This is a genomic window from Pseudomonas sp. BIOMIG1BAC (genome assembly GCF_001705995.2).
Lineage (GTDB): Bacteria > Pseudomonadota > Gammaproteobacteria > Pseudomonadales > Pseudomonadaceae > Aquipseudomonas > Aquipseudomonas sessilinigenes.
Genome location: NZ_CP049045.1, coordinates 5,369,533 through 5,382,747 on the forward strand (window position 1 = coordinate 5,369,533; position 13,215 = coordinate 5,382,747).

The window sequence follows — 13,215 nt, forward strand, 5'->3', positions numbered from 1 at the left end:
CGCCATGCGAAACACGCCGATGCGCCTGGGCGACCTGTCGGTGGGGTTTGTCCACAGCCTGGCCGATGCCATTCGCAGCCACGACCTGGACCCGGTGCCTCTGCTGGAGCAATACGGCCTGGACAATGCGCGGCTGGCCGAAGCCGGGGCGCGCTTGTCGATCCCCCGCTACATGCGCCTGGGCCACGGAGCGATCCAGCTCACCGGCGATCCGGCCCTGGGCCTGCGCATGGGGCGCCTGAGCCGCCTGAGCCAGGCCGGCCTGGCCGGTGTCACCGCCGCCCAGGCCCCGACCGTACGCGAAGCGGCGCGTTGCCTGACCCGCTTCGAAGCCCTGTACGGGTCCAACTATCGCGGCCAATCGAGTTTCTGCGAGGATGCCGACGGAGCCTGGCTGCGTTTCTACTCCATCAGCCCGTACAACGCCTATAACCGTTTCGTGGTGGATTCGATCATGTCCGGCTGGCTGCAACAGTTGTCCAGCCTGGCCGGGCAAACGGTGCATGCGCAAAGGATCGACATCGAGTTCGAGCAGCCCGACTACCACCAGGACTATGCCCTGCTCGGCCCTACTGCGGTGCACTTTGGCGCCGAATGCAACCAGCTGCGCCTGGACCGGGCCAGCCTGGTCCTGCGCAACCCCGAGCACTGCCCGAGCACTTGGCGCCATCTGCTGCAATTGTGCGAAAGGGAACTGGAACAACTGACTCGAACTCGCAGCCTGCGCGAGCGCATCACTCAGTTGCTGGGACCGTTGCTCAGTGGTGGCCGGGAACCGGACCTGGAAGAAGTGGCCGCACGCTTGAAACTGCCGACCTGGACCTTACGCCGCAAACTGGCGGAAGAAGGCACGCAGTTCCGGGCGATTCTCAATGACACCCGGCGCGACCTGGCCATGACTTACATACGCGATACCGAACTGGCGTTCGGCGAGATTGCCTATCTGTTGGGCTTTGCCTCGGCCGAGGCATTCCAGCGGGCCTTCAAGCGCTGGAGCAACCAGACTCCCGGGGAGTTTCGTCGCAGCCACCGGCAGTTCGGCTAAAAAAAAGCCACCGGCCTTACAGCTCGGTGGCATCGTCTGCGGGTTCCAGAGGATCCAGCTCGAAAGCTTGATACTCCAGCAGCTCTTCTTGGTAATCGTCCATGGAGACTCCTTTTCCGTTGATTGAATGGACCTGCGCTCGTTAGCCGCCAGGGTCAGCATAAGTTGCCGGGATGACAGGAAAAATACTACCCCCTAGGTCAAGATTTCTGTCATTGAAACGTAACGACCCATGAAAAATTTAGCGGGCAGCCGCCATCGCCCGCTTGAGCGGCAAGCGGCGACGCTGTCGACAAAGGACGTATCTGCTGGAAAAGCCAGGCCCGGGCGACCGGAAGCTGCGATGGCGGTGGACCGCCATCGCCGTGGCGCCTCAGCGCGGCAATGCCTGGATCGGCTCGGAGGGCGGTGGCAGCGTACTGGCGGGAGGGGGGGTAATGACGGGCGCTGGAGCGAGCACATCGCTTGCCGGCGTTGGCTCGCTTGCCGGAACCGGAACTATCGGAGCCGCCTGCACCGGGGGCACCACGGGCTGCGACATGCTCGGCTCAGGCTCGGCAACCGGGGTCACCGGGGTACTTGGGGCCGGCAAAGGCAACGCCAGCGGAGCAGGTGCAGGCTGGGGCTCTGCCTTGGCCGGGGGCTGGGCCTGGCTGTCCGGCTTGTTCTCAGGGACCCCGAGATCGGCCTTGGGCTTGTCCTCGACATGGGTGGCAGCCTTGGTTTCCTCGGGCAGGAACAATTCCAACAGGGCAAAGTAGCGCTCATAGAACTTGGCGGACGACACCGTCTCGCTGGCCACCTTGACCATCGAATCGTCGGTGGAGCCGATCGGCATCGATACCGACCCCAGGACCCCGACCCCGAGACTCGCCGAGTTGTTCAGCTTCTTCAGGGCATAGCGGTCCTGCAGGGCGTTGGCGAACACCGTCGAGCGACGACCGCCGGTCCCGTCCTTGGCGCAGACAATGTTGAAGCTGATTTCCAGGTGGGTCTCGCCGGTCTGCTGGAAGCTCTTGTGACCACTGACCAGCTTCGGATCATTGCTGGTGATGATGTAGCCCTGGCTCAGCAGTGCGCGCCGCGCAGCTTCACAGGATGCCGTCTCGCTGACCGCATAGTTGCGCGAGAACGTACCCGAATCGTCGAAGCTTTCATGCTCGTAGATGGCCGTCTTGTGCGATGAACAACCGGCGACCGCGGACAACAGCAATACCCCGGCGGCCGAGCGCAGGTGAAATGATCTAAACATCGAGAATCCTGAGGAAAACGCTTCGGCGCGTATTGTGCTACAGATCAGCATCGCGCAGTTCGGCTAATTGATGGCGTTGATCTCACGCAAGGTTACTGACCACTGTTTACCGGAAAAAGTCGTTCGCTCAAATGTTCGATCAGCACTCGCAGCTTCGCAGCGGCATGCCGGCTCGACGGCCACAGCAACCAGAAGGTGCCGTTGAATTCCAGGTATTCGTCGAGTACCACCTGCAGCTCTTGGCGCTCGATGGCGGAACGCACCATGAAGTCCGGCAAGCAGGCAATGCCCAGGCCGCTGCGGGCTGCTTGCTCCAGTGCTTCGGTGGAGCTGCTGGTCAAGCGAGTCGGCAACAGCGGTTCAGGCTGGTGGAGCCGAGGCTTGAATGGCCAGGCCTCAAGCTTACCGGTGTGATGGAAGATGTGCCGCAGGCAGGCGTGCTCATGCAGCTCCTGGGGCGACTGGGGCAACCCGCGGGCCTGGAAGTAGCCGGGGCTGCCCACCAGCACCATGCGAAAACGTCCCACCTGCCGGGCCAACAAGCGTGAATCCTTGGGGTTGCCGGTGCGTACCACCAGATCGAAGCCCTCTTCCACTACGTCCACCATGCGGTCGGACAGGTCGACATCCAGCTCGATCTGCGGGTAGCGCAACATGAACTCCGCCAGCACCGGCATCAACAGGCTATGGGCCTGGGGCGCGCTGATCCGCAGTTTGCCCACGGGGGCACTGGCCGAATCGCATAACTGGAATTGCGCCAGCTCGACCTCGGCGGCAATCCGGCGGCAACGCTCAAGGAGCCCCGCCCCTTCGGCGGTAAGGCTGATACTGCGGGTGGTGCGATGAAAGAGGCGGGTTTCCAGCCGCTCCTCCAAGCGCGCAATACTTTTGCCCACGGCCGAGGACGACACCCCCAGGAGGCGCCCGGCCTCGGTGAAGCTGCGAGTCTCCGCCACCTGCATGAACACCGGGATACTGCCCAACCAATCCATTGTCGACTCCGGAATTAAGGACCTGGATGTCCGATAAGTTCGGAACCTTAGCCTATTTTTCCCTCATGGACAGCGCCCTACCCTGTATCTCCCTTTCCACCATAGAGCCTTCCATGAATCGCCCAATCGATGCCTGCGAGCTGCTGCCCCCTGTCACCGAAACCTCTGAACGCCTTCCCGTCGGCGGCCTTCTGGCCCTGGCGAGTGCAGGCTTCATCACCCTATTGACCGAAGCCATGCCGGCCGGATTACTGCCACAAATGAGCCAGGGTCTTGAGGTCTCGCCGCCCCTGATCGGGCAACTGGTCACCCTGTATGCCCTGGGTTCGCTGCTGGCGGCAATTCCCCTGGTGACCCTGACTCAAAGTTGGCGACGGCGCCCCCTGTTGCTGATCGCCATTGGCGGGTTCGCCATCGTCAACAGCATCACCGCTCTTTCCAGCGACTACAGCCTGACCCTGGTCGCCCGCTTCTGCGCTGGGGTCTTCGCCGGTTTGCTCTGGGCCCTGCTCGCCGGCTACGCCAGTCGCATGGTGGCGCCTCACTTGCAGGGACGGGCGATCGCCATGGCCATGCTCGGTGCGCCTGTCGCGTTGTCCATCGGTATTCCGGCGGGGACCTTGCTCGGCAACATGGTGGGTTGGCGCATGAGTTTCGCCATCATGACGCTACTGACCCTGGGGTTGGTCCTCTGGGTACTCCGGCAGGTGCCGGACTTCCCGGGGCTACGCCCCCAGAAACGCCTTCCCCTGCGCCGAGTCCTGGCATTGCCGGGCGTCAGGCCGGTGTTGTTCGTCACCTTCACCTATGTGTTGGGCCACAACATTCTCTACACCTACATTGCGCCCTTTCTTGAACCCGCCGGCCTTGGCGGACAGATCGAACGTGTGCTCCTGGTGTTCGGCCTGGCCGCCCTGCTGAGTATCTGGGCGATCGGCTTGCTGATCGATCGCTGGCTAAGGGCACTGGTGCTGGTCAGTTGCCTGCTGTTCATCGCCTCGACCCTGCTACTGGGGCTGCTGCCCCAGGGACCGACGACGATCTATGCCGCGACGGTGATCTGGGGGCTTTCGTTCGGAGGTATTCCCACCCTGTTGCAGACCGCGCTGGCCAAATCTGCTGGTGAACATGCCGACGCCGCGCAATCGATGCTGGTGACCTTGTGGAACCTGGCGATCGCCGGGGGCGGCCTGGGCGGCGCAATGCTGCTCCAGGGACCGGGGGTGACCAGCTTTCCCTGGGTGATCGGCGGCCTGTTGCTGATGGCCCTGCTGGTAGCGATTAGCGCCAAGCGACAAGGGTTTGCGGCTTACCGCTAACCGCTCATGGATAGGGATCATCCCCGCAAAAAAAAGACCCCGGCTTTTAGGCCGGGGTCTTTTCAACACAGGGGAACAGGCATCAATAACGCTTAATATCCGCCTGGTTTTCCAACTGCTTGCGATAGGCCGCAAAGTCTTGCTGGCCTACGCGCGAGGCCAGGAAGCGGCGGTATTGGGCCTTCTCTTCGTCGGTCGGCGCCACGGCTTCGTTGACTGCATCGAGTTGCAGGACCAGCAGGTTGCCATTAGGCAAGGTCACGCTGGTGAAGCTCGGCTTGTCCTTGGATTCAGGCTTGCTCATGCGGAACAGGGCCTGCAGCACAGTCGGGTCGATACCTTCCTGGCCACGGGTCACGGCCTTGGCGACCTTCCAGTCCTGGCCATCCACCGGCTTGTTCAACGCGACCTTGCCATCACGCAGGCTGGCGATCAGCTCTTCAGCCTTGGTCTTGGCAGCAGCACTGGCGTGCTCCTTGACCAATTGCGTACGGATGGCCGTGGCGACGCTTTCCAGAGGCAGTTGCTCAGGCTTGCGATGCTCCTTGGCGCGCAACACCACGACAGTCTCCGGATCCAGCTCGATGGCGGTGCTATTGGCACCTTCATCCAGGACTTCGGTACTGAAGGCGGCCTGTACTACGGCACGATTGGCGGCAATACCGTCACCACCCTCGCGACCGAACGGCGCGGAGGTATGTATGGTGAGCTTCAGGTCCTGGGCTGGCTGGGCCAGATCGGACGCTTCGAACGACGAGTCTTCCAGTTGCTTGGTCGCATCGACGAAACGCTGCTCGACCTGCTGGGTCTTCAGCTCACGGGTCAGCTTGTCCTTGAGGCTGGCGAAGCTCGGCACTTGTGGTGCTTCGACGCCCAGCAGCTTGATCAGGTGATAACCGAAGTCGGTGCGCACCGGAGCGGAAACCTGGTCCTTGTCCAGCGCATACAGGGCCTTCTCGAAGGCTGGGTCGTAGACGCCAGGGCCAGCGAAGCCCAGGTCACCGCCATTGTTGGCCGAACCTGGATCCTGGGAAAACTCCTTGGCCAGCGCCTCGAAGCTTTCACCCTTGGCCAGGCGCGCCTGGATCTCTTCGATCTTGGCCTTGGCCTGGGCCTCGTTCATCTTGTCGTTGACTTCGATCAGGATGTGCGCGGCACGACGCTGCTCGGACAGGTTGGCGACTTCCTTCTGATACAGCGCTTGCAGGTCCTCGTCCTTGACGCTGACCTGGTCGAAGAAAGCGGCCTTCTTCAGCTCGATGTAGTCGATCACGACCTGGTCAGGCGTCATGAACTCCTTCGCGTGCTGGTCGTAGTAGGCCTTGACCTCGTCATCGGTCAGCTTGATCGCGGCCGGGTCGGCCTTGACGGTCAGGGAAGCGAAGTCACGGGTCTGCTTCTCCAGGCGGGCGAATGCCAGCACCTGGGCATCCGTGACGAAGCCACTGCCTGCCAGTCCAGCGCGCACCTGACCGATCAGCATTTCCTGGCTGAGCATCTGGCGGAACTGTAAGCGGGTGTAACCCAGCTGGCGGATAACCTGGTCGAAACGATCAGGGCTGAACTTGCCCTCGACCTGGAATTCCGGCGTCTGCAGGATCACCTGATCCAATGCCCCTTCAGAGAAGGCGAACTTGGAGTCCTGGGCACCTTGCAACAACAGCTTGCGATCGATCAGCCCCTTCAGGGCAGCTTCACGCAGCATCTTCTCATCGAGCAGAGAGGCGTCGAAGTCCTTGCCCAACTGTTGCATCAGCTGACGACGTTGCATGTCGACGGCTTGGCTCAACTCGTTCTGAGTGATCTCCTCACCGTTGACCTTGGCCGCATCCTGGTTATGGGTAGTGGCCTTGAAAATGGCATCGAAACCGGTCAACGCCAACAGTGCGACGATGACCCCGATGATGGTTTTGGCAATCCAGCCTTGTGAATTGTCCCTGATATTCTGCAGCATGCGTCCCCCAGAAACGGCTGTACTTCTGTTTTGAGCAACCGTGGAGCGTGGGTAGAGTCCGGATAGAAGAAAGGCGCATCCGAGGATGCGCCTTCTCGTAACTGGCGGAGCGGACAAGAGCTGAACCTGCGACCCTCGGCGTGAACCGGTTATGTACCGGTCAACTGGCGCCCCGCTGCCAGATCAGGCATGACCCGACCCGGATGGGCAAAGACCCTTGAAGAAACTTAGTTAACGGCTTCTTTCAGTGCTTTACCAGCTTTGAAACCTGGCTTTTTAGCAGCAGCGATTTCCAGAGTCTTGCCGGTCTGTGGGTTGCGGCCGACACGAGCTGGACGATCAGTTACGGAGAAAGTGCCAAAACCAACCAGAACAACAGAGTCACCGGCCTTCAGAGCGCCAGTAACGGATTCGATTACTGCATCCAGCGCACGGCCAGCAGCAGCTTTCGGGAGATCAGCAGATGCAGCGATAGCATCAATCAGTTCCGACTTGTTCACTCTAAGTCCCCTTATATATCTATGAGTATGATTCTAAGTTTTTTGGTGAAAGCAAAAACGAGTGCTGAATGGCCTACAGGCACTTAAGAGCCGCTTTATAACAAGGGCTCTAAAAAGCTGTCAAGGAAGCCCCCCAGGCTAATGCGTATTAATGCGTGCTAATTCTTTCCTTAGAGTCAGACTCGCGTTTTTCGTCCTTTGCAACTATCTCGGGAGCCACATCCGGCAAGGGCTCCGGCGCGTATTGCAGCGCAATTTGCAGGACTTCGTCAATCCATTTAACGGGTTTGATCTGAAGATCCTGCTTGATATTGTCAGGAATTTCTTTCAAATCGCGAACATTCTCTTCAGGAATGATCACGGTCTTGATTCCACCCCGATGCGCCGCCAGTAGTTTCTCTTTCAAACCACCGATGGCCAATACCTGACCACGCAGTGTGATCTCGCCGGTCATTGCCACATCGGCCCGCACTGGAATACCGGTCAAGGCCGATACCAGTGCAGTGCACATGCCTACGCCCGCGCTTGGGCCGTCTTTCGGGGTAGCCCCTTCCGGCATATGGATATGGGTATCGCGCTTCTCGTGGAAGTCCAGGGGAATCCCCAGGCTCTTGGCACGGCTACGCACTACAGTCTGTGCGGCGGTGATCGACTCGACCATGACATCGCCCAAGGAGCCGGTCTTGATCAGTTGACCCTTGCCAGGCACTACTGCGGCCTCGATGGTCAGCAACTCACCACCGACCTGGGTCCAGGCCAAACCGGTGACCTGGCCGATCTGGTCTTGCTGCTCGGCCAATCCATAACGGAACTTGCGCACGCCCAGGAAGTGCTCCAGCAGGTCGGAGGTGACCTTCACCGAGAAGCGTTTCTCCATCGCATGCTCTTTCACCGCCTTGCGGCAGACCTTGGCGATCTGGCGCTCCAGGCCCCGTACACCGGCTTCACGGGTGTAGTAGCGGATGATGTCGCGAATCGCGTCAGAATCGAACTCCAACTCGCCCTTCTTCAAGCCATTGGCCTGGATCTGCTTGGGCGAAAGGTACTTGATCGCGATATTGATCTTCTCGTCCTCGGTGTAACCCGGCAGACGAATCACCTCCATCCGGTCCAGCAGGGCTGGCGGAATATTCATCGAGTTGGAGGTGCAGAGGAACATCACATCGGACAGGTCGTAGTCGACCTCCAGATAGTGATCGTTGAAGTTGTGGTTCTGCTCGGGGTCCAGGACCTCAAGCAGGGCCGAGGCTGGATCGCCACGCATATCGCTGCCCATCTTGTCGATTTCATCGAGCAGGAACAGCGGGTTGCGTACCCCAACCTTGGTCATTTTTTGAATCAATCTTCCCGGCATCGAACCGATATAGGTTCGACGATGGCCACGAATCTCCGCTTCGTCCCGCACACCACCCAGGGCCATGCGCACGAACTTACGATTGGTGGCATTGGCGATCGATTCCGCCAGGGAAGTCTTGCCGACCCCAGGAGGACCGACCAGGCACAACACCGGGCCGCGAATCTTCTTCACACGTTTTTGGACCGCGAGATACTCGAGAATCCGTTCCTTGACCTCTTCAAGGCCATAGTGGTCGGCATCGAGGATATCTTCGGCACGCGCCAGATCGAGGCGTACCTTGCTCTGGGCCTTCCACGGCACCTGAACCAGCCAATCGATATAGGAACGAACCACTGTCGCCTCGGCAGACATCGGCGACATTTGCTTGAGCTTGTTCAGCTCAGCCTGGGCCTTGGCCATGGCATCCTTTGGCAGGCCAGCAGCATCGATGCGCTTTTTCAGCTCCTCGATTTCGTTGTGGCCTTCGTCACCATCGCCCAACTCTTTCTGAATGGCCTTCATCTGCTCATTCAGGTAGTACTCGCGCTGGCTGCGTTCCATCTGCTTCTTGACGCGGCCACGAATGCGTTTCTCCACCTGCAGCAGGTCGATCTCGGCATCCAGCAGTGCCAGGACATGCTCTACACGAGCGGAGAGATCGATGATCTCGAGAATTTCCTGCTTCTGCTCGATCTTCAGCGCCATATGCGCGGCCATGGTGTCCACCAGGCGGCTTGGCTCATCGATGCTGTTGAGAGAGGACAACACCTCGGCAGGGACTTTCTTGCCCAGCTGTACATATTGCTCGAACTGCGACAGCAGGCTGCGCACGAACACTTCCGACTCGCGGTCGGGAGCATCCACTTCATCAATCAGGGTCACTTCGGCGCGGCAATGACCGTCGACTTCGCTGAAACGCTCGACAGCGCCACGTTGCTCGCCCTCAACCAACACCTTCACGGTGCCATCAGGCAACTTGAGCAATTGCAGGACGGTGGCAATGGTACCTACGCGATAGAGTGCATCCTCACCGGGATCGTCATCAGCAGGGTTTCTCTGAGCCAGCAGGAGAATCTGCTTGTCGCCCGTCATCGCTGCCTCAAGGGCTTCGATCGACTTCTCGCGCCCCACGAACAGCGGGATAACCATGTGCGGATAAACCACGACATCACGCAATGGCAGGAGAGGCAATTCGATGGTTGTCTTCATGATTTCGCCTCTACGGCGGCCTTACGGCCGAAAACTGGTGGAAGTAAGCTTGAAACCAAGATGGGGGCTGCCTGGAAAAAAAACAAGCTAAAGACAGCACTTTAAAGACGCTAAAAACAAAGGGGCCCGAAGGCCCCTTCTTTCAATCCGACAGCATGCCGCTTAAGCGTCTGGCGCTGCCTTGGCCGTCGGCTCACTGTTCTCATAGATGAACAGTGGCTGGGACTTGCCTTCAATAACGCTTTCGTCGATCACTACTTTACTCACCTCGGATTGCGAGGGGATCTCGTACATAGTGTCAAGCAGTACGCCTTCGAGAATCGAACGCAGGCCACGAGCACCTGTCTTGCGCTCGAGAGCCCGCTTGGCTACTGCCTTCAAGGCGTCAGAGCGGAACTCCAGATCGACACCTTCCATCTCGAACAACTTGCCATACTGCTTGGTCAAGGCGTTCTTCGGTTCGGTGAGAATCTGGATCAAAGCTGCTTCATCCAGCTCATCCAGCGTCGCCAGAACCGGCAGGCGGCCGACGAACTCAGGAATCAGGCCGAACTTGACCAGGTCATCAGGCTCCACTTCACGCAGTGATTCGCCGACCTTCTTACCCTCTTCCTTGCTACGCACTTCGGCATTGAAACCAATGCCGCCGCGGGTGGAGCGGTTCTGGATAACCTTCTCCAGGCCAGAGAATGCACCACCGCAAATGAACAGGATATTACGGGTATCGACCTGCAGGAATTCCTGCTGCGGATGCTTGCGACCACCTTGAGGCGGAACGGAAGCGACCGTGCCTTCGATCAACTTCAACAGGGCTTGCTGAACACCTTCACCAGAAACATCCCGGGTAATCGAAGGGTTATCAGACTTGCGGGAAATCTTGTCGATTTCATCGATGTAGACAATACCCATCTGGGCCTTTTCCACATCGTAGTCGCACTTCTGCAGCAGCTTTTGAATGATGTTCTCGACGTCCTCACCCACGTAACCGGCTTCGGTCAGGGTGGTGGCGTCGGCGATAGTGAAAGGTACGTTCAACAGGCGTGCCAGGGTTTCCGCCAATAGCGTCTTGCCCGAGCCTGTAGGGCCGATCAGCAAGATATTGCTCTTGCCAAGTTCGACTTCGTCGTTCTTTTTGTCACGCTGGTTCAGACGCTTGTAGTGGTTGTAAACCGCTACTGCCAGAACCTTCTTTGCACGCTCCTGACCAATCACATACTGATCAAGGATGCCGCTGATTTCTTTAGGCGAAGGCAATTTATGCGCGCTGCTTTCGGCCTGTGCTTCCTGCACCTCCTCACGGATGATGTCATTGCACAAGTCGACGCACTCGTCGCAGATAAAGACCGAGGGGCCGGCAATCAATTTGCGTACTTCATGCTGGCTTTTGCCACAGAAGGAGCAATAAAGCAGTTTGCCGTTGTCCTCGCCGTTGCGGGTGTCAGTCATTCGATCGATCCAAATCCGATAGGCTTGCAACACAAGATGAAGGCAATTGCGGGCTTTTTCAAGTCCGCAGGCGGCCGGTCAAACCAGCCGCCTACATTTGAGTTGCTTAGGCGGGCATTTGACGCTTGCTGATAACGGAGTCGATCAGGCCGTACTCCGCTGCGCGCTCAGCGCTCATGAAGTTGTCGCGCTCGGTGTCACGCTCGATGGTTTCCAGGCTCTGACCTGTGTGATGGGCCAGCAGCGAGTTCAAGCGCGAGCGGATGTGCAGGATTTCCTTGGCGTGGATGTCGATATCCGACGCCTGGCCTTGGAAACCGCCGAGCGGTTGATGGATCATCATGCGCGAGTTGGGCAAGCAGTGGCGCTTGCCTGCCGCACCGCCTGCAAGCAGGAACGCACCCATGCTGCACGCCTGGCCAATGCAGATAGTGGAAACATCAGGCTTGATGAACTGCATGGTGTCGTAGATCGACATCCCAGCGGTCACCGAACCACCCGGCGAGTTGATGTAGAGATGGATGTCCTTGTCCGGGTTCTCCGCTTCAAGGAAGAGCAGCTGCGCCGCGACCAGATTGGCCATGTAGTCTTCTACCGGACCGATCAGGAAGATCACTCGCTCCTTGAGGAGGCGCGAGTAGATATCGTAGGCACGCTCGCCGCGAGCGGACTGCTCGATAACCATCGGGACCAGGCCGCCTGCGGCCTGGATGTCAGAACTCTGCTGATAATAAGAATTGCGGGACATGTCCTGCAGTCACTCCCAAATAGTCATGTCTTGAATACGCATAAGCCAGCACGAAGGCTGGCTTATGGTGTTTGCTTCGAACGAGAAAAGATCAGTCGGCTTGAGGTGCTTCTACCGGCTTGACCGCTTCTTCGTAGGAGACCGATTTGTCGGTCACGCTAGCTTTCTGCAGAACAGTATCCACAACTTGTTCTTCCAGCACAACCGAACGGACTTCGTTCAATTGCTGCTCGTTCTTGTAGTACCAGGACACGACCTGCTCAGGCTCTTGGTATGCCGAAGCCATTTCCTGGATCAGTTCGCGAACACGAGCGTCATCAGGCTTCAGTTCGAACTGCTTGACCACTTCGGCAACGATCAGACCCAGCACTACGCGGCGCTTGGCCTGCTCTTCGAACAACTCAGCTGGCAGCTGATCCGGCTTGATGTTGCCACCGAACTGCTGAACAGCCTGGACGCGCAGACGATTGACTTCGTTTTCCAGCAGCGCCTTCGGTACTTCGATCGGGTTGGAGGCCAGCAGACCGTCCATAACCTGATTCTTCACTTTCGACTTGATAGCCTGGCGCAGCTCGCGCTCCATGTTCTTGCGAACTTCGGCACGGAAGCCTTCCAGACCCGCTTCCTTGATACCGAATTGCGCGAAGAACTCTTCGGTCAGTTCAGGCAGTTTCGGCTCGGAAACGCTGTTGACGGTAACAGTGAACTCAGCGGCCTTGTTGGCCAGGTCCAGGTTCTGGTAGTCCTCAGGGAAAGTCAGGTTCAGAACACGCTCTTCACCAGCCTTGGCACCCACCAGACCATCTTCGAAGCCCGGGATCATGCGACCCGAACCCAGAACCAGTTGAGTCCCCTTGGCGGAGCCGCCAGCGAACGCCTCGCCGTCGATCTTGCCAACAAAATCGATATTCAGCTGGTCGTCTTTCTGGGCAGCGCGGTCGGCCGCTTCGAAACGAACGTTCTGCTTGCGCAGGATTTCCAGCATGTTGTCCAGATCGGCATCAGCCACGTCCGCGCTCAGGCGCTCAACAGCGATACCTTCGAAACCGGCAACAGTGAACTCAGGGAACACTTCGAAAGTGGCGACGTATTCCAGGTCCTTGCCCTTTTCCAGCACCTTAGGCTCAACCGAAGGAGCGCCAGCCGGGTTCAGCTTCTGCTCGACAACGGCCTCGTAGAAGGAAGCCTGGATCACATCACCTACTGCTTCTTGACGTGCGTCAGCCTCATAACGCTGACGAATCACGCTCATTGGAACCTTGCCAGGACGGAAGCCTGGAATCTTGGCCTTTTGGGCAGTCTGCTGCAGACGCTTGTTGACCTGGCTCTCGATGCGCTCAGCCGGCACAGTGATGCTCATGCGGCGCTCAAGAACAGAAGTATTTTCAACAGAAACTTGCATGGATATTCCTCG

General features: G+C 58.7%; 10 protein-coding genes. 2 read left to right on the top strand and 8 right to left on the bottom strand.

What is annotated here, in order from left to right:
• Positions 1–4 precede the first annotated feature (4 nt).
• Positions 5–1,045, top strand: a complete 1,041-nt coding sequence (locus tag ATY02_RS24895) for an AraC family transcriptional regulator (protein ID WP_068582973.1) — start codon at positions 5–7, stop codon at positions 1,043–1,045.
• Positions 1,046–1,418: 373 nt separating this feature from the next.
• On the opposite strand, the gene ATY02_RS24900 is transcribed toward ATY02_RS24895, so the two are convergent.
• Together ATY02_RS24900 and ATY02_RS24905 are read right to left on the bottom strand one after the other, a co-directional pair.
• Positions 1,419–2,297 (bottom strand): DUF2242 domain-containing protein, encoded by an 879-nt coding sequence (locus ATY02_RS24900; RefSeq protein ID WP_068582970.1) that lies wholly within the window; start codon positions 2,295–2,297, stop codon positions 1,419–1,421.
• A 92-nt stretch (positions 2,298–2,389) separates the two neighbouring features.
• Positions 2,390–3,289 (bottom strand): LysR family transcriptional regulator, encoded by a 900-nt coding sequence (locus ATY02_RS24905; RefSeq protein WP_068582967.1) that lies wholly within the window; start codon positions 3,287–3,289, stop codon positions 2,390–2,392.
• A gap of 113 nt (positions 3,290–3,402) precedes the next feature.
• Here ATY02_RS24905 and ATY02_RS24910 point away from each other — a divergent pair, with 113 nt between their 5' ends.
• Positions 3,403–4,608 carry an MFS transporter gene (locus ATY02_RS24910; protein ID WP_068582963.1) on the top strand — a complete coding sequence of 402 codons (1,206 nt, stop codon included), beginning with the start codon at positions 3,403–3,405 and terminating at the stop codon, positions 4,606–4,608.
• An 82-nt stretch (positions 4,609–4,690) separates the two neighbouring features.
• On the opposite strand, the gene ATY02_RS24915 is transcribed toward ATY02_RS24910, so the two are convergent.
• The 6 genes from ATY02_RS24915 to tig form a co-directional block, all read right to left on the bottom strand.
• Positions 4,691–6,562, bottom strand: a complete 1,872-nt coding sequence (locus ATY02_RS24915) for a SurA N-terminal domain-containing protein (RefSeq protein ID WP_068582959.1) — start codon at positions 6,560–6,562, stop codon at positions 4,691–4,693.
• A gap of 227 nt (positions 6,563–6,789) precedes the next feature.
• On the bottom strand, positions 6,790–7,062 hold the full coding sequence (locus ATY02_RS24920; protein WP_022639715.1) for an HU family DNA-binding protein: 273 nt from the start codon (positions 7,060–7,062) through the stop codon (positions 6,790–6,792).
• 148 nt (positions 7,063–7,210) lie between these two features.
• On the bottom strand, positions 7,211–9,607 hold the full coding sequence (gene lon, locus ATY02_RS24925; protein WP_068582956.1) for an endopeptidase La: 2,397 nt from the start codon (positions 9,605–9,607) through the stop codon (positions 7,211–7,213).
• Between the two features lie 162 nt (positions 9,608–9,769).
• Positions 9,770–11,053, bottom strand: a complete 1,284-nt coding sequence (gene clpX, locus ATY02_RS24930; RefSeq protein ID WP_068582953.1) for an ATP-dependent Clp protease ATP-binding subunit ClpX — start codon at positions 11,051–11,053, stop codon at positions 9,770–9,772.
• A 106-nt stretch (positions 11,054–11,159) separates the two neighbouring features.
• Positions 11,160–11,801 carry an ATP-dependent Clp endopeptidase proteolytic subunit ClpP gene (gene clpP, locus ATY02_RS24935; RefSeq protein ID WP_068582950.1) on the bottom strand — a complete coding sequence of 214 codons (642 nt, stop codon included), beginning with the start codon at positions 11,799–11,801 and terminating at the stop codon, positions 11,160–11,162.
• A gap of 91 nt (positions 11,802–11,892) precedes the next feature.
• Complete coding sequence (gene tig / locus ATY02_RS24940; RefSeq protein ID WP_068582947.1) at positions 11,893–13,203, bottom strand: trigger factor; 1,311 nt, start codon at positions 13,201–13,203, stop codon at positions 11,893–11,895.
• Positions 13,204–13,215 lie beyond the last annotated feature (12 nt).